14 protein-coding genes are annotated in these 17,274 nt (G+C 74.7%); 10 read left to right on the top strand and 4 right to left on the bottom strand.

What is annotated here, in order from left to right; translation table 11 throughout:
• Positions 1-259 precede the first annotated feature (259 nt).
• On the top strand, positions 260-577 hold the full coding sequence (locus tag FFT21_RS17365; RefSeq protein ID WP_137814929.1) for a hypothetical protein: 318 nt from the start codon (positions 260-262) through the stop codon (positions 575-577).
• Positions 578-618: 41 nt separating this feature from the next.
• Here FFT21_RS17365 and FFT21_RS17360 read toward each other — a convergent pair whose 3' ends face one another.
• A complete protein-coding gene (locus tag FFT21_RS17360) occupies positions 619-1,488 on the bottom strand; it encodes a DegV family protein (RefSeq protein WP_137814928.1) in 870 nt (289 codons plus the stop codon).
• A 285-nt stretch (positions 1,489-1,773) separates the two neighbouring features.
• Between FFT21_RS17360 and FFT21_RS17355 the strand changes: the two genes are divergently transcribed.
• The 4 genes from FFT21_RS17355 (at position 1,774) to FFT21_RS17340 (ending at position 5,525) form a co-directional block, all read left to right on the top strand.
• The gene (locus tag FFT21_RS17355; protein WP_137814927.1) at positions 1,774-2,556 is read left to right on the top strand and encodes an electron transfer flavoprotein subunit beta/FixA family protein; all 783 of its coding nucleotides are present in this window, start codon (positions 1,774-1,776) and stop codon (positions 2,554-2,556) included.
• A 28-nt stretch (positions 2,557-2,584) separates the two neighbouring features.
• Positions 2,585-3,553, top strand: a complete 969-nt coding sequence (locus FFT21_RS17350) for an electron transfer flavoprotein subunit alpha/FixB family protein (RefSeq protein WP_137814926.1) — start codon at positions 2,585-2,587, stop codon at positions 3,551-3,553.
• Between the two features lie 222 nt (positions 3,554-3,775).
• Positions 3,776-4,558: a GNAT family N-acetyltransferase gene (locus FFT21_RS17345; protein ID WP_137814925.1), complete on the top strand. Its 783-nt coding sequence runs from the start codon at positions 3,776-3,778 to the stop codon at positions 4,556-4,558.
• A 28-nt stretch (positions 4,559-4,586) separates the two neighbouring features.
• Positions 4,587-5,525: a lysophospholipid acyltransferase family protein gene (locus tag FFT21_RS17340; RefSeq protein ID WP_225978497.1), complete on the top strand. Its 939-nt coding sequence runs from the start codon at positions 4,587-4,589 to the stop codon at positions 5,523-5,525.
• Between the two features lie 49 nt (positions 5,526-5,574).
• Here the strand turns inward: FFT21_RS17340 and FFT21_RS17335 are convergent, their stop codons facing one another.
• The gene (locus FFT21_RS17335) at positions 5,575-7,740 is read right to left on the bottom strand and encodes an MMPL family transporter (protein WP_137814924.1); all 2,166 of its coding nucleotides are present in this window, start codon (positions 7,738-7,740) and stop codon (positions 5,575-5,577) included.
• 199 nt (positions 7,741-7,939) lie between these two features.
• Here FFT21_RS17335 and FFT21_RS17330 point away from each other — a divergent pair, with 199 nt between their 5' ends.
• From FFT21_RS17330 to mnmA, 5 genes are all read left to right on the top strand, one after another.
• A complete protein-coding gene (locus FFT21_RS17330; RefSeq protein WP_137814923.1) occupies positions 7,940-9,193 on the top strand; it encodes a sensor histidine kinase in 1,254 nt (417 codons plus the stop codon).
• On the top strand, positions 9,190-9,858 hold the full coding sequence (locus FFT21_RS17325; protein ID WP_137814922.1) for a response regulator transcription factor: 669 nt from the start codon (positions 9,190-9,192) through the stop codon (positions 9,856-9,858). The genes FFT21_RS17330 and FFT21_RS17325 overlap by 4 nt, the downstream gene beginning before the upstream one ends.
• Before the next feature lie 143 nt (positions 9,859-10,001).
• Positions 10,002-11,474, top strand: a complete 1,473-nt coding sequence (locus FFT21_RS17320) for an MFS transporter (RefSeq protein WP_225978496.1) — start codon at positions 10,002-10,004, stop codon at positions 11,472-11,474.
• Positions 11,475-11,585: 111 nt separating this feature from the next.
• On the top strand, positions 11,586-12,833 hold the full coding sequence (locus FFT21_RS17315) for a cysteine desulfurase family protein (RefSeq protein ID WP_137814921.1): 1,248 nt from the start codon (positions 11,586-11,588) through the stop codon (positions 12,831-12,833).
• Positions 12,834-12,838: 5 nt separating this feature from the next.
• Positions 12,839-13,927 (top strand): tRNA 2-thiouridine(34) synthase MnmA, encoded by a 1,089-nt coding sequence (gene mnmA / locus FFT21_RS17310; protein WP_137814957.1) that lies wholly within the window; start codon positions 12,839-12,841, stop codon positions 13,925-13,927.
• Here mnmA and FFT21_RS17305 read toward each other — a convergent pair.
• Together FFT21_RS17305 and FFT21_RS17300 are read right to left on the bottom strand one after the other, a co-directional pair.
• A complete protein-coding gene (locus tag FFT21_RS17305; RefSeq protein ID WP_137814920.1) occupies positions 13,924-14,838 on the bottom strand; it encodes a serine/threonine dehydratase in 915 nt (304 codons plus the stop codon). The two genes, mnmA and FFT21_RS17305, sit on opposite strands and share 4 nt — an antisense overlap.
• A complete protein-coding gene (locus FFT21_RS17300; RefSeq protein WP_137814919.1) occupies positions 14,835-17,237 on the bottom strand; it encodes an ATP-binding protein in 2,403 nt (800 codons plus the stop codon). The genes FFT21_RS17305 and FFT21_RS17300 overlap by 4 nt, the downstream gene beginning before the upstream one ends.
• Between the last annotated feature and the right edge of the window lie 37 nt (positions 17,238-17,274).

Below are 17,274 nucleotides of genomic sequence, written 5' to 3'. Positions count from 1 at the left end.
GTCCCGCAGGGACAACTTCGCCGCGCCACCACTTCTAGCCTCGGCCCACGTGCGTGACTGCAACGGGACCCGACGTTCCGCGTGCCCCGGCGCGACCGAACCGGGGGACCGCCCCGAGGAGCCTCGCTTTCCCGCGGCGGCATACGGCCCCGCCGGCGGATTCCCTCCCGCGGAGGCGGCGGTCAATACAGCCGGCGTATTCCCTGCCGCGGCGGCGGACGGTGCCGGTTCTCCGGACACCGGAACTGGCGCCGCCGACGTGCCCGACCCGCGGTCGATCGATCCGTACCAGGCGATCGCCGAGTATCCGGAACTGGCGCCGCTGCTGGCGATCGCCGAACGTACCGACTCCGGCTGGCACTTCCGGCCGGTACACGTCCGCGGCGAACTGGTCGCCGTCCAGGGCCTTCGCACCGGCCTGGGTTACCTCGACGTCATCCGGATCTACGGGCCGGACCGCGTGGTCGTGGCCCGCGCCCTGCTGGTCGGCGACCGGGCCGGGGAGCTGGTGTTCAACCAGGAGGGCCATCCGGCGGAGGTGATCCCCGCGCTGTTATCCCTCCCCGAACCCGGCTGACCGAACCCGGCCGAACCGGCCGACCGGCGCCGCGGTCGGGATCAGATCCGACTCGGCGTGCGGTCGGTGGCCAGCGGGGACACCGAGACACCGAGGGCGCCCGGGCCCACGTGGATTCCGATGATCGTGCTGGTCTGGGTGGCGACGAACTCCCTGGCGTTGGGAATCTTCTTGCGCAGCCGGTGGAGCAGCGCCTCGGCCTGCTCGGGTGCGGCGAAGTGTTCCACGGCGATGTCCACCGGCCGCTTGCCCGCGTTCTTCACGGCGAACTCGACCAGCTTCTTCACCGCCCGCTCCGCGCCACGGAACTGGTCCAGCGGCGCCACCTCGCCCTCCTCGACGGTGAGCAGCGGCTTGATGGACAGCGCCGTGCCCAGCAGGGCCCGGGCCGCGCCGATCCGGCCGCCCCGGCGCAGATACTCGAGGGTGTCGACGTAGAGCAGCTGGATGGTGTCGCGGCAGCGCTGCTGCGCCGCCCCGATCACGGCGGCCACGTCGCCGCCGGCCTCGGCGGCCTCGGCGGCGGCGACCACCGCCCAGCCCAGGCTCATCGCGGTGGTCAGCGAGTCCACCACGTACACCGGCGTGCGGACCTGCTGGGCCGCCTGGCGCGCGGCCTTGATGGTCTCCGACATCCGGGACGAGATGTGCAGCGACACGATCGCCTCGTGACCCCGGTAGGCCAGGTCCTGGTAGGCCCAGAAGAAGGTCTCCGGCTTGGGCGGGGCGGTGGTCACCGGAATGTCGTGGTACATGGCCCCGACCACCTGCTCGGTGGGCACCCGGAGTTCCTCGTTCCATGTCCTGCCCACCTGGAGCTGGAGCTGGACGACGGAGACGCCCAGTCGGCTCGCAAGCTCCCGCGGCAGGTCCGCTGTGGAGTCCGTGACGACTGCTACTCGCCGTTGCATGGCGGGAGATTAGCCCCTCTGCGGTAATCGTTGTGTTTGCAGTTCGGCCACGAGCGATGGGATGCCCGGCCGGCCGGTCCGGCGGCGGAGCAGCCGGCCCGCGTGAGTACTATCACCGTCAACTGCGCTTGCTGGTGCTTGCACCCGCATTACTCGCTAGTAACATGCGGGGTGTTCGACACCACCGTGCCATGGAAGCGATGACGTGGCAGGGTCAGGACACTTGGCCGAACAGCGGGTCACCAGCCCACACGCCATCCATCCGCAGGAGGTCGAAGAGGACCCATGAACATCGTCGTCCTGGTCAAGCAGGTGCCCGACACCTGGTCTGAGCGCAAACTCACGGACGCCGACCACACCCTCGACCGTGAGGCCGCCGACGCCGTGCTCGACGAGATCAACGAGCGCGCGGTCGAGGAGGCGCTGCGGATCAAGGAGGCCCAAGGTGGCGAGGTGACCGTGGTCAGCATGGGTCCGGATCGGGCCACCGACGCCATTCGCAAGGCGCTGTCGATGGGCGCGGACAAGGCCGTCCACGTCTCGGACGAGGCGCTGCACGGCTCGGACGCCGTGCAGACCGCCAGGGTGCTGGCCAAGGCGATCGGCACCGTCGAGGGCTACGACCTCATCCTCGCCGGTAACGAGGCCACCGACGGGCGTGCCGGCGCGGTGCCGGCGATGATCGCCGAACTGCTCGGCCTGCCGCAGCTCACCCAGGCGCGCAAGGTCTCCTTCGACGGCTCCACGGTGACCGTCGAGCGGGAGACCGAGGAGGGCCTGACCACCGTGCAGGCCAGCCTGCCGGCCGTGGTCAGCGTCACGGAGAAGATCAACGAGCCGCGGTACCCGTCGTTCAAGGGCATCATGGCGGCGAAGAAGAAGCCGGTGAACACGGTGACCGTCGCCGACCTCGGCATCGACGCCGGCGAGGTGGGCCTGGCCGGCGCGCTGACCACCGTGCTGGAGGCCGCGCCCAAGCCGCCGCGCACCGCCGGTGAGCGCGTGGAGGACGACGGCACCGGCGGCACCAAGATCGCCGAGTACCTGGTCGGCCAGAAGCTCATCTGACGAAGGCAGCGAGGAGAAGGAGACACCAATGTCCGAGGTCCTGGTCCTCGTCGACCACACCGACGGCGAGGCCAAGAAGGTCACCTTCGAGCTGCTGTCCGCCGCCCGCCGGCTCGGTGAGCCCGCCGCGGTCGTGGTCGGCGCGCCCGGCACGGCGGCGAAGCTGCGCGACGCGCTGGCCAGGCACGGCGCGGCGAAGGTGTACGCGGCCGAGTCAGACGAGGCGACCAACGTCCTGGTCACGCCGAAGGTCGATGCGCTGGCCACGCTGGCCGAGCGGGTCTCGCCGGCCGCGGTGCTGGTGCCGTCCACCCTGGAGGGCAAGGAGGTGGCCGGCCGGCTGGCCGTGCGCATCGGCGGCGGCCTGCTGGTCGAGGCGGTGGACGTGGTCGCCGACGGCGGCGACGTGGTGGTCACCCAGTCCGTCTTCGGTGGCTCGTACGTGGTCAAGGCCAAGGCCACCAAGGGCACCCCGGTGATCAGCGTGCGGCCCGGCTCGATCGACGTGGAGCCGGCCGAGGGCGCGGCGGCGGAGGAGTCCGTCGAACTGCCCGCGCTGGACGCCGCCAAGCACGGCCGGATCACTGACCGGCAGCCGGTGGTCGGCGGCGACCGGCCGGAGCTGACCGAGGCGTCCGTGGTGGTCTCCGGCGGCCGCGGTGTCGGCAGCGCGGAGAACTTCGAGATCGTGGAGAAGCTGGCCGACGCCCTGGGCGCCGCGGTCGGCGCGTCCCGGGCCGCGGTCGACTCCGGCTACTACCCGCACCAGTTCCAGGTCGGGCAGACCGGCAAGACCGTGTCCCCGCAGCTGTACATCGCGCTGGGCATCTCCGGCGCCATTCAGCACCGCGCCGGCATGCAGACCTCCAAGACGATCGTCGCGGTCAACAAGGACCCGGAGGCGCCGATCTTCGAGATCGCCGACTTCGGCGTGGTCGGCGACCTCTTCAAGGTCGCGCCGCAGCTGACCGAGGAGGTCACCAAGCGCAAGGGCTGAACACCCGCCCGAGCCCGCGAGAAGCGGTTCCCGGCGCCCGCCCGGGAACCGCTTCTCGCTGTTGTGCGCCCCTGAACGCGCCGCGATCCCGCGCCCGGCACCGCCGGGATCTGCGAACACGCTTCGGCTTTTCCCACCCAAACCGGGGATTCACCGACTTTCCACCGGGGTGTCATCCGCAATCCGCTCACTCATTGCTGCGGAGCAGGTACACCAGTTTTCATGACTCAGTCGCAGCTCCTGGTGAGCACCGCAAAGCCGGGAACCGACCTGCCGCAGGACGCCCCCCGCTATTCCCTGCTCGTGGCGCGTGACAGCGAGGAGGTCCGCGCGGCGCAGCGCCTGCGGTACCGCGTGTTCGCCGATGAGATGGGCGCCACGCTGCACGCGGCGGAGCCGGGCGTCGACTCCGACGAGTTCGACGAGTTCTGCGACCACCTGGTGGTGCGGGACGACCGCACCGAGGAAATCGTCGGGTGCTACCGGATGCTTCCGCCGGAACGGGCCGCCGAGGCCGGCCGGCTGTATTCGGAGACCGAATTCGACCTCGGCGCGCTGGCCGAGCTGCGGCCCGCGCTGGTGGAAACCGGCCGCTCGTGCGTGCACCCCGACCACCGCACCGGCGCCGTGGTGGGGCTGGTGTGGGCGGGCATCGCCCGCTACATGCTGCTCTCCGGGCACGCGTGGCTGGCCGGCTGCGCCTCGGTACCGCTCTCCGACGGTGGCGCGCTCGCCGCCGGGGTGTGGGACCTGGTGCACGCCAAGCACTACGCCCCCGAGGAGTACCGGGTGCACCCGCTGCTGCCGTGGGACGTCGACGCCGCGTCGCGCCCGCCGCGCACCGTGCTGCCCCCGCTGCTCAAGGGCTACCTGCGGCTGGGTGCGTGGGTGTGCGGCCGGCCCGCGCACGACCCCGACTTCGGCGTTGCCGACCTGTTCGTGCTGCTCTCCCTGGACCGGGTGGACCGCCGCTACCTGAAGTTCTTCCTCGGGGAGTCGGAGTGACCGGGCCCGCGCGCGAAGGGGAACCGGCATGACCGCGCTCGCCGACCCGGGCGCTCACCCGTCCGGCCCGGCCGCGACCGCCGGCACGCACTCGTGGATGCCGGTGTCCCCGTGCGGCGACGGCTGCGTGGCCGGAGTGCCGCTGGACGCCGGCCTGGGCCGCCGGGTGTTCCGGCTCGCCGCGCTGGCCGCGGCGCTGCTCGCCGGGTTACTGATCGGGCTGGTGGTGCCGGTGCTGCCGGGCCGGGCACGGCAGGCCGCGGTGCGCGGCTGGTTCGGCGCCATCCTGCGGGCCACCGGCGCGCGGTTGCGGGTGCACGCCCCGGACGGGGTCGCCGGGTTCGGCGCCGTGCCCGGCCGCGGCCTGCTGGTCACCTGCAACCACGTGTCCTGGCTGGACATCGTGGCGCTGAACGCGGTGCAGCCGCTGCGCATGGTGGCCAAGCGGGAGATCCGGAGTTGGCCGGTGATCGGCCCGCTGGCCAGCCGGGCCGGCACGCTGTACCTGGACCGGGAGCGGCTGTCCGCGCTGCCGGACGCCGTCGCGGCGCTCACCGAGGCGCTGCGCTCCGGCTCGACGGTGGGCGTGTTCCCGGAGGGCACCACCTGGTGCGGGCTGGCCGCCGGCCGGTACCGCCCGGCCGCGTTCCAGGCCGCGCTGGACGCCGGCGTGCCGGTGCGACCCGTGGTGCTGCGCTACCGGCGCTCCGACGGCACGCCGACCACCGGGGCCGCGTTCGTCGGCGACGCGACCCTGTGGTCCTCGGTGCGGCGCACCGTCGGGCTGCGCCGGCTGGTGGTCGAACTGCACGTGCTGGACGAGATCACCGCCAGCGCCGACCGCAGGGCGCTCGCCGCGGCCACCCAGTCCGCGGCCGCACGGGTGCTCGGCGCCGCCGGCCCGGCGCTCGACCCGCCGCGGCCTGCGGCCGAACCGGCCGCCGTCCCCGCGGCCCAGGCCAGCTGAACCCATGGCGGATCCCGTGCCCGCGGGCACGGGGTGGTCGCCATCGGTGTCACCGGCCGGTGGGAACCCGTTCCGCGGGCTCGTGTGCCGGGGCGGCGGCCGGGACGGTGGGCAGCGGCGACGGCGGCACCCGCAGCACCCGCGCCGCCCAGACCGGCAGCCACCAGTTGTACCGGCCGAACAGCCCCACCAGCGCCGGCACCAGCAGGCAGCGCACCACGGTGGCGTCCACCAGGATGCCCACCCCGAGCCCGGTGGCCAGGATCTTGATGTCCGTCTGCGGTGTGGTGGCCATCGCCACGAAGGACAGCGTCAGGATCAGCGCGGCGCTGCTGACCAGCCGGCCGGTGCGGCCGATGCCGGTGACCACGGCGGCCCGGGTGGAGCCGGTCGCGTCGTAGCCCTCCCGCATCCGCGCCAGTATGAAGACCTCGTAGTCGATGGACAGGCCGAACAGGAACGCGAACACCATGATCGGCACCCACATGGTGATCGACCCGGTCGCCGGGATGCCCCACACCGCGCGGGAGCCGTAACCGAACTGCCAGATCAGCACCATCGCGCCGTACGCGGCGCCCAGCGAGGCCAGGTTGAGCGCCACCGCCTTGGCCGCCAGCAGCGGCGACCGGAACGCGCGGGCCAGCAGCAGGAACGTGGCCACCGTGATCAGCGTGAGCATCAGCGGGAAGCTGCCGTACACGTCCTGGGCGAAGTCGATGGTGGTGGCGCCGGATCCGGCCACACCGAGCACGGCGGGATCGCCGGCGACCGCGACCCGCACCGCGCGCACCGTGTCCTGCCCGGCCGGGACGGACGTCTCGTCCCTCGGCAGCACGGTGACCAGCGCGGTGCCGGCGGCGCGGTTGCCGCCTGATGCGGGCGCCACCGCGGCGACCACCCCGGGCAGCGCCGCCAGCCGGGACGCGACGGCGGGCGCGCTCGGCGCATCGGCCAGCGCGACGATCGGGGTGAGCACGCCGGATGGCACACCGCCGCCGGTGAGGGTGGCCAGCGCGTCGTGCGCCGGGCCGGACTGGGCCAGCGCGCCGGTCCTCGGCTCGCCGACGGAAAGCGACAGGGCCGGCGCCGCCAGCAGGGCTAGCGCGAGCACCCCCGCGCTCGCGGCCACGCCGCGGCGCCGCACGGTGAGCCGTGCCCACGCGCTCCAGCCCCGGCTCGCGGTGCTCTCGGTGCGCAGCCGCGGCCAGTCCAGCCGGGGGCCGACGGTGTCCAGCAGCACCGGCAGCAGGGTCACCGCGACCGCCACCGAGATCAGCGGGATGAGCACGCCGCCGATGCCCGCGCTGCGCAGGAACGGCACCGGAAGCACGACCAGGGCGAGCAGGCCGATGCCCACGGTCAGCCCGGAGAACACCACGGCTCGGCCGGCCGAGGCCATCGCGGCCTGCACCGCGGCACGGTTGGTGCGCCCGCGCGCCCGCTCCTCCCGCCACCGGGTCACCACCAGCAGCGAATAGTCGATCGCCACGCCCAGCCCGATCAGCGCGATGAGGAACTGCACGATCTGGCTGATCCCGGTGACCTGGGTGAGCCCGAACACGGCGAGGAACGTGGTCAGGATGGACACCGCGGCGATCACCAGCGGCAGCACCGCGAGGAAGCTGGCGAACACGTAGAGCAGCACGACCAGCGCGCCCAGCCCACCGAGCAGCGACTCGACCAGCACACCGGGGTCTCTGCCCCGCGGCTGCGAGTCGGCCAGCGCCTGGATGCCGGTCACCTGCACCCGCCAGGTCGGTGGGGACGCGGCGCGCACCGCCCGCTCGATCGCCGCCGGCGCCCGCGTGCCGGTCATCGGGTTGAACCCCGGAATGGTCACCAGCGCGTAGCTGCTCCGCCCGTCCCGGGTGGTGAACGCCGGATCCCTGGTGCCGGCGTAGTCGACGATCCGGGACCCGGGAACCGCGCGGGCGGCCGCGGCGAACGCGCGGCCAACGGCATCGGCCACGACGGGATCGGTGACCGACTGCCCGGCCGGCACGGTGATCACCGGCACCACCGGGTCCTCGGTGCCGGTGTGGTAGCGCGCGGCGATCGCGTCGTTGGCGGCGAACGCCGGGCCGGGCATGGCGAAGCTGGTGGTCAACCGGGCGGTGGCCGGCGCGGCGGCGAGCGCGCCGGCCACCGCCAGGCCGATCCAGAACGCGACGACGAGCAACCTGTGACGCAACACGAACCGGGTGATCGCGGACATGGCCGGTGCCTTTCCGAGCGGGGAGTGCCGACGGCCGGGAAGCCTCACCGCTCCGACCCCCTCCGCACGTCTGCCCGGAGGAGACACTTCGCCTGCTGCCAGGGACGTGCGCCGCGCCCGGTCGTACTCCCTGGGAAGTAGTCGGCAGGACATCCGTGGGAGGAGGACCGGCGGGTACCGCCGGCCTACGCTTTCCGCCATGACTGGCGTCCCGTCCCGGCGACGGCGGTGGTGGCGGCCCCCGCCGATCGTGCGGGACACGGTGGGGACGCTGCCGCTGACCGCCGTGCTCGTGCTCGCCTCGATCGGCGAGTCGCATCCCACCCAGCCCGCGGACAAGATCCCGCCGGGGCATGTGCCGCACCCGGCGGCGTACGCGCTGGTCGCCGTCGCCGGGTTGGCGCTCGCAGCGCGGCGGAGGTGGCCGCTGGCCGTGTTCGCGGTGTCCGCGGGCGCGGTACTCGGCTACACCGCCCTCGGCTACGTCAACGGAGCGGCGCTGCTGGCCCCGATGATCGCCCTCTACACCGTGGCGGCGAGCGGTATGTCCGCCCGCCTCGTGGTGCCGCTCGGCGCGGTGACCGCCGGGTCGCTGCTGGCTGCGCAGGCGGTGTCCGGCCCGTTCGGGGCGTTCGGCGGGCCGGCCCCGGTGGTGCCGTTCGAGGTGGTGGCGAGCGTGGCCGTCGGCTTGGCGGTGGCCAACCGGCGGGCCTACGTGGCCGAGGCGGAGGCCAGGGCGGAGCGGGCGGAACGCACCCGTGAGGAGGAAGCCCGCCGCCGGGTCGACGCCGAGCGGCTGCGCATCGCCCGCGAACTGCACGACGTGGTCGCGCACACGATGGCCACGATCAACGTGCAGGCCGCGGCCGCGGGCCGGCTGCTCGCCGAGGGCCGGTCGGCGCAGGCCGGGGACGCGCTGCGCACGATCACCTCGGCCAGCAGGGACGGCCTGCGCGAGTTGCGCGCCATCCTGCACGTGCTGCGCCAGCAGGACGAGGCCGAGCCCACCGGGCCCGCGCCCGGCGTCGACCAGATCGACGCGCTGGTCGCGGCCACCTGCCGGGCCGGCCTGCCCACCACGCTGCGGGTCACCGGCGAGCGGGTGCCGCTGCCGCCGGCCGCCGATCTCACCGGGTACCGGATCGTCCAGGAGTCGCTGACCAACGCGGTCCGCCACGCCGGCCCGGCCACCGCGACCGTGACGCTGCACTTCGCCGGCACCGAACTGCGCATCGACGTCACCGACACCGGCGTGGGGCCGCAGGCGCAGCCCGCTGACCACGGATACGGGCTACGCGGCATGGCGGAGCGGGCCGCCGCGATCGGCGGCACCGTTGACGCGGGGCCGGCGCCACACGGCGGGTTCACCGTGCATGCCCGGCTGCCGCTGGGTGGCGCCTCCGCCGGAGCGCCCGCGGCCGGCGACGCCTCCCCGGCCGGGAGCGGCACGTGATCCGCGTCCTGCTGGCCGACGACCAGGCGCTCATCCGCGCCGGGTTCCGGGTGTTGCTTGCCGCCGAGGACATCGAGATCGTCGGCGAGGCCACGGACGGCCGGCAGGCCGTGGCGCTGGCCCGCAGCACCCGCGCGGACGTGGTGCTGATGGACATCCGCATGCCCGGCACCGACGGGCTGGAGGCGACCCGGATGATCGCCGCCGACGACGACCTGGCCGGCGTGCGGGTGCTGATCCTCACCACCTTCGACGCGGACGAGTACGTCTACCAGGCGATCCGGGCCGGGGCGAGCGGGTTCCTGGTCAAGGACACCGACCCGGCCGAACTGCTGCACGCGATCCGGGTGGTGGCCAGGGGCGACGCGCTGCTCTCACCCGGCGTCACCCGCCGGCTCATCGCGGACATCGCCGGCGGCGCCGTGCCGCGCCCGGACGCCCGGCCGCGCGCGGGCGGGCTGGACCGGCTCACCGAGCGGGAGCGGGAGGTGGTCGCCCTGGTCGGCACCGGCCTGGCCAACGACGAGATCGCCGCCCGGCTGCACCTTAGCCCGCTGACGGTGAAGACCCACGTCAGCCGGGCGATGACCAAGCTGGACGCCAGGGACCGCGCCCAGTTGGTCGTGCTCGCCTACGAGACCGGGCTGGTCACGCCGGGCGGGTAGGCCGCCGGTGAGGGTGGCGACCGCACCGGTCCGGTTTCGCGGCACTCGGACACCGTCGGCGACGCTGGGACCGCGGCAGATCCCGTCCGCCGGGCGGGTTAATCGCTGGACCTGCAGCGGGGTCGAGGTTGCAGGCTGGGCCGGTGACCACGGAGCGGGCGGTGGGGACGGGCACGGTACCGGCGGCGACCAGGCGGGCCGCCACGGTCGGCATGGTCCTCGTGGTGACCCTGGCGGCGTTCGAGGCGATGGGCGTGGGCACCGCGCTGCCCACCCTGGTCGCCGACCTGCACGGGGAGCGGTTGTACTCCTGGCCGCTGACCACCTTCCTGGCCGCCGAGGTGATCGGCACGGTGGTCTCCGGCCGGGTGTGCGACCGCAGGGGGCCGGCCCCGGCGCTCGTCACCGGGCCGTCGCTGTTCCTGGTCGGGCTGCTGGTCTCGGGCACGGCCACCGCCATGCCCGCGCTGCTGGCCGGCCGGGTGCTGCAGGGGCTCGGCGGCGGCGTCGTGGTGGTCGCGCTGTACGTGATGATCGCCACCGTGTTCGGCGAGCGGGACCGGCCGAGGGCGTTCGCGGTGATCTCCGCATGCTGGGTGGTGCCGGCACTGGTCGGGCCGACCATCGCCGGGTTGCTCACCCAGTTCGCCAGCTGGCGGTGGGTGTTCCTGGGCCTCGCGCCGCTGGAACTGTCCGGCATCCTGGCGCTGCTGCTGGTGGCCCGTCGGCTGCTCGCCGCGCCGGAACCGCGGCCGGCCCCGGTGCCGGCGCTCGCCGACCCGGCCGCCGGCCGGGTGGCCGAGCCCGAATCGGCTGTGAGCCCGCCGGTCGAGCCGGAGCCGGCCACCCCGTCACCGGGCGCGTCGCGGCGGGGGCTGCCGCTGGCCGCGGTGGCCGCCGCCACCGGGCTGTCCGCGCTGACCTGGGCCGCGCAGCACCCGTCGCTAACCTCACTGGCGCTGGGCGCGGCCGGGCTGGCACTGCTGCTGGCCGCGGTCCACCGGCTGCTGCCGCCGGGCACGCTGGCCGCCCGGCCAGGGCTGGCCACGGTGGTGCTGGCCCGCGCGCTGCTCGCCGGCACGTTCTTCGGCGTGCAGGCCTACCTGCCGCTCACCCTGACCGCGGTGCACGGCTGGTCGCCGGCGGCCGCCGGAGTGCCGCTGACCGTCGGCTCGGTGGGCTGGTCCATCGCGTCCTGGTGGCAGGGCCGGCACCCTGATCTGCCCAGGCAGGTGCTGGTCCGGCGGGGATTGCTGGTGCTCGCCGCGGGTGTCGCGGTGGCCGCGGCGGTCGGCCCGCACTGGGCGCCGCCGTGGCTGGCGCTGCCCGCGTGGCTGCTCGCCGGGATGGGCATGGGGTTGGGCACCACCGGGGTGTCGGTGCTGGTGCTGCGGCTGTCCCCGGCCGAGGACCGCGGGTTCAACTCGGCGGCCATGCAACTGTCCGACATGCTCGGCCAGGCCACGTTCATCGGGCTCGGCGGGGTCGCGGTGGCCACCCTGGCCAGCCCCCGGCAGCCCACCGCGGCGGTGGTGCCGCTCGACCTGGTGTTGGCCGCGGTCGCCCTGGCCGGCGCGGCCCTGGTGACCAGGAGGGTTCGGCCGACGAGCGACTGACTGTGGGCTGTCTCACGTCCGTCGGCGCGCGTCTTGCCGGCTCGTCCGGCGGGCTACCCTGGATTCGTTATGGTCTCTGTACCTACCCGCGACCGGAGTCCGCGGACGGCGATGACCTACCTCGACCACGCGGCGACCACGCCGATGCTTCCGGACGCGGTGGCGGCGATGACCGAGGCGTTGCCCAGCCTGGGCAACGCCTCCTCGCTGCACACCTCGGGCCGCCGGGCCAGGCGGGCGGTCGAGGAGGCCCGCGAGGAGATCGCCGCCGTGCTCGGCGCCCGCCCGTCCGAGGTGGTGTTCACCGCCGGCGGCACGGAGAGCGACAACCTCGCCGTCAAGGGCATCTACTGGGCGCGCCGGGACGCCGACCCGGCCCGGCGGCGCATCCTCGCCTCGGCGGTCGAGCACCACGCCGTGCTGGACGCGGTGGAGTGGCTGGTCGAGCACGCCGGCGCGGAGGTCACCTGGCTGGAGGTCGACGAGTTCGGCCGGGTGCACGCCGACACGCTCGCCGCGGCCATCGCCGAGGACCCGAACGACGTCGCACTGGCCACCGTGATGTGGGCGAACAACGAGGTCGGCACGGTCAACCCGGTGCGCGAACTGGCCGAGGTGGCCGCCGCGCACGGCATCCCGCTGCACACCGACGCGGTGCAGGCGGTCGGCGCGCTCCCGGTCAACTTCGGCCGCAGCGGCGCCGCCGCGCTCACCCTCACCGGGCACAAGCTCGGCGGACCCTACGGCGCCGGAGTGCTGCTGCTGGGCAGGGACGTGCCGTGCGCGCCGCTGCTGCACGGCGGCGGCCAGGAGCGCGACGTCCGCTCCGGCACGCTGGACGTGCCGGCGATCATCGGCCTGGCCACCGCGCTGCGGGTGGCTGTCGCCGATCAGCCGCGCCGGGCCGCGGAACTGGCCGCGCTGCGCGACGACCTGGTCGCCGCGGTACGCCGGGTGGTGCCGGACGTGGTGCTCAACGGCGACCCCGGGCAGTCCGATGTGGACGATGGGCCGTCCCGGCTGCCGGGCAACGCGCACTTCACCTTCCCCGGCTGCGAGGGGGACAGCCTGCTGATGCTGCTGGACGCGCGCGGCATCGAGTGCTCCACCGGCTCCGCGTGCACCGCGGGCGTGGCCCAGCCCAGCCACGTGCTGCTGGCCATGGGCGTGGATCGGACCACCGCCAAGGGGTCGCTGCGGTTCAGCCTCGGCCATACCTCCACCGCCGCCGACGTCACCGCCGTGGCCGAGGCGATCGGCCCGGTGGTGGAGCGGGCCCGCCGGGCCGGCCTGGCCGGGCTGCGCCGGGCCGGCGAGGAGACCACCGGCGTCGCGGTCGGCTCCCGGGGGCACGCATGACCGGCATGCGGGTGCTCGCGGCGATGAGCGGCGGGGTGGACTCGTCAGTGGCCGCCGCGCGGGCGGTGGAGGCCGGGCACGACGTGGTCGGCGTGCACCTGGCGCTCTCCGCGAAGCCGGGCACGCTGCGTACCGGGGCGCGGGGTTGCTGCACCGTGGAGGACGCGCGGGACGCCCGCCGCGCCGCCGACCTGCTCGGCATCCCCTTCTACGTCTGGGATTTCGCCGAGCGGTTCACCGAGGACGTGGTCGAGGACTTCGTCGCCGAGTACGCCGCCGGCCGCACCCCCAACCCGTGCCTGCGGTGCAACGAGAAGATCAAGTTCGCCGCGCTGCTGGACAAGGCGCTGGCGCTGGGTTTCGACGCGGTGTGTACCGGCCACTACGCCCGACTGTCCCTTGTGGATGGTCGCCCTGAGCTGCGGCGCAGCGCGGACGAGGCCAAGGACCAGTCCTACGTGCTCGCCTCGCTCACCCCGGAGCAGCTCACCCACGCCCTCTTCCCGCTTGGTGACTCGGTGAAGACGGCGGTCCGCGCGGAGGCCGCCCGGCGTGGGCTGGCCGTCGCGGACAAGCCGGACAGCCACGACATCTGCTTCATCCCGGACGGCGACACCCGGGGCTTCCTGGCCGGACGGCTGGGCGAGCGGTCCGGTGAGCTGATCGACGACGCCACCGGGCAGGTGCTCGGCCGGCACTCCGGGGTGCACGGCTTCACCGTGGGCCAGCGGCACGGGTTGGGCATCTCCACGCCCGCCCCGGACGGCCGGCCGCGCTACGTGCTCGCGCTGGAACCGGTGTCCGGCACGGTCCGGGTCGGCTCGGCCGACCGGCTGCGGGTCACCGAGATCACCGGGGAGCGCCCGGTGTGGCCGTCCGGGGTGCCGCTCGCCGGTCCGGTGGAGTGCGTGGTGCAGGTGCGCGCGCACGGCGGCACCGCGCCCGCGGTGGCCGAGGCCGTGGACGGCGGGCTGACCGTGCGGCTGCGCAAGCCGCTGCGCGGCGTGGCCCCCGGCCAGGCCGTGGTGCTCTACCGTCCCGACCCGGCCGGTGACCTCGTCCTCGGCAGCGCGACGATCTCCGCGACGGCTTAGCTCGGCTTCCAGTCGGTGTTCGCGCCGCAGACGATCAGGCAGGGCAGCTCGCCGGGCACCCGGCCGGCCAGCCAGGCCGCGAACGGCACCGCCGCCGCCGGCTCCACGGCGAGCCGGAACTCCTCCCACAGCAGGTCCCGCGCCGCCAGCAACTCCTCGTCGCTGACCAGCACCGACCGCAGCGGCCGCCGGGTGAGCACGGCGAAGGGCACTTCGCCGACCCGGGTCGCGCCGAGCGCGGACGCGGCCACCGAGTCCACCGCGGCGTCCACCGGCTCACCGGCGGCCAGCGCCTCGTGCAGGCAGCGGCAGCCCTCCGGCTCCACCGCCACCGTGGTCCGCCCGCCCGCGGCGAGTGCGGTGCCCGCGGCCAGCCCGCCACCGCCGACCGCGACCACCAGCGCGTCCACCTCGGGGGCGTCCTCGACCACCTCGGCGGCCGCGGTGCCCTGGCCGGCGATCACCGCGGGGTCGTTGTACGCCTGCACGTAGCGGCTGCCCGGCGCCTCCGCGTCCGTCCGGGCGGCGGCCGCCGCCTCGGCGTAGGTATCGCCGTGCCGGACCAGGCCGGCTCCGGTGGCCGCGATCCGGCGCGCCTTCCCCTCCGGCACGCCGACCGGGACGAACACCCGCGCCGGCAGCCCGAGCAGGGCCGCCGCGGCGGCCACCGCGATCCCGTGGTTGCCGCCCGACGCGGTGACCACCCGCTCCGGTCGGGGACCGGACAGCAGCGCGTTGAGCGCCCCGCGCAGCTTGAACGAACCGGTCAACTGCAGGTGCTCCAGCTTGAGCAGCAACGGTTTGCCGTCGACCTCGGCACGCAGCAGCGGCGTGCGCCTGCGGTGGCGGCGGATGCGCTCGGCGGCCCGGGTCACGTCGGCGGCGGTGGGGATCGGCGCGGTCGTCGTCATGCCGCCAGGCTCGCCCGCGCCGCCCGGCGACGCCAGGCGATTTTCCGCACCCTCGGCCAGGCGGTTGGCTTCGGCGCCGGCCCGTGCGCGCCGGGCCGTCCCGCCACCGGCCGCGTTAAGCCGATGCCGCGGGCGACCCAGTCGGCGATCTGCGTGCGGCGGGTGAAGCCCAGCTTGCTGAGGATGTTCTCCACGTGTGACTCGGCCGTGCGCTGGGCGATCACCAGCCGCTCCGCGATCTCCCTGTTGCCCAGGCCCTGCGCGACCAGCGCGGCGACCTGCCGCTCCCGCCGGGTGAGCGCGGACCGGCCGGGCGGCGTGGGTTCCCGGTGCCGGACCGGGTGGTAGGTGCCCTCGTCCAGCGCCTCGCTGACCGCGTCCGCCACGTCCAGGGCCGCGCCCTCGTGCCAGGCGGCGCTGAACGCGACCTCGCCCAGGGCGTGCCTGGTCTCGAACGCCCACCTGGTGTGCGACCGGGCGATGTGGCCGAGCCGGGGCACCGAGGTGCGCAGCGACCGCCACAGCGTCGCCGCCGCCCCAAGCAGGCGTGCGGCCTGCGCATGCCGCGCCTCCGCCGCGGCGACCCAGCCCAGCGTCTCCAGGCACAGCGCCATGCCCCACCGGTCCGGGAACGACCGCTTCAGCCGCAGCGCGGCGCGCACCAGCATGGCGGCCTGCGCGGTGTCCCCGCTGCGCAACCGTTCCAGGCCGACCAGCAGCAATCCGTACGACCGGGCCCACTCCGCGCCCCTGGACTCGGAGATCGCCAGGCACTCCTCGCCGTAGGACGCCGCCCGGCCGTCGATCACACTGCTCCGGTCGGGCTCGTCCAGGTCGTAGGCGGCCACCGCGAGATGGAACAGGGTGAGCCAGATGCCGTCCGCGTCGCGCGCCGCCCGGTGCCTGGCCAGCGCGCCCCGCAGCAACTCCACCGCCCTGGGCAGGTCGCCCTGGTACAGCGCGGCCATCCCGGCGAACTGCATCGCCCGGGTGGCCGCGGTGGCGTCGCCGATCTGCCTGGCCAGCAGGCGGCACTGGGCCAGCAGGTGCCGGGCGGCCGGCAGGTCGGCCTGCATGATGGCGAGGTGGGCGTCTACCCACAGCGCCCTGGCCCGCACCGGGCTCGGCGCGCGCACCAGCGCCAGCGCACGGTCCAGCCGCCGCCGACCCTCGCTGAGGGCCCCGGAGATCAGCCAGTGGTGCCACAGCCCGGCGGCGATCGCCAGCCCCGCCTCGGCCTCGCCCGGCTCGGTGACGCAGAAGTCCATCGCCGAGCGGATGTTCGGCAGCTCGCGGGTCAGCCGCTGGTACCACTCCAGCTGGCGGTGGTCGAACCACTCCCGGTCGGCCTGCTCGACCAGGCGTCGGTACCAGTCGCGGTGCCGCCGGCGCAGCTCCGCGTCCCGCCCGGAGCGGGTGAGCAGGTCCCGCCCGGCGTGCCGCACCGTCTCCGGCATCCGGTACCTCGGCCGCGAGCCGCGCTCCTCGACCAGCAGGATCGACCGATCCACCAGGGCGGGCATCAACTGGGCCACCTCCGCCCTCGGCAGGTCGCTGCCGCAGCACACCTGGTGCACGTCCTCCTGGTCGAACCCGCCGGTGAACACCGACAGCCGCGCCCACAGCTCCCGCTCCCTCGGTGGGCACACCGCCACCGACCAGTCGGCGGCGTCGGGCGGCTCGGCGGCGCGGTCGCTGCGGAACCGCTCGAGCAGCGCCGCCAGCGGCTCGGAGCGCAGCCGCAGCGCGGCCAACTCGATGGCCAGCGGGACGCCGTGCAGCCGTTGACACAGGCGGATCACCTCGCGGCTGTTGCCGTCGGTGAGTGCGAAGGTCGGCGCCACACCGGCCGCCCGCTCGGCGAAGAGCGCCACCGCGTCGAACCGCCGCGCGACGTAGGCGGGCAGCCGCACCGTTCCGGTGGGCACCGACAGCGGCGGCACGGCGAGCACCCGCTCGCCGGCGAAACCGATCGGCGTCCGGCTGGTGGCTACCACGCGCAGCCCGGGCGCCGCGCGCAGCAGCGTGGCCACCAGCGTGGCGCAGGCGTCCACGACGTGCTCGCAGCTGTCCAGGAGCAGCAGCAGCCGCCTGCCGGCGAGGTGCTCGCGCAGCGCGGCCGGCGCCGGCCGGTGCACGTCGGGGTACAGCCCGAGCGCCTCCGCGACCTGGTGCGCGACCTCCTCGCCATCCAGCACGGCGGCCAGGTGGACCGGCCACACCCCGTCCGGGAAGGAGTGCTCCACGTCACCGGCCAGCCGCAGCGCCAACCGGGTCTTGCCGACCCCGCCCTGGCCGGTCAGCGTCACCGCGGAGCCGGAAGCCAGCAGGCGCTTCGCTTCCGCCATCTCGTGCCGGCGTCCGACGAAACTCTTCACCTCGACCGGATGCGTCCCCACCGAACCCTCGCACCACCGGAGCCTTGGTGGCTTCACG

Source organism: Gandjariella thermophila (assembly GCF_005405885.1).
GTDB lineage: Bacteria > Actinomycetota > Actinomycetes > Mycobacteriales > Pseudonocardiaceae > Gandjariella > Gandjariella thermophila.
This window is presented reverse-complemented; position numbering and strand designations above follow the sequence as displayed.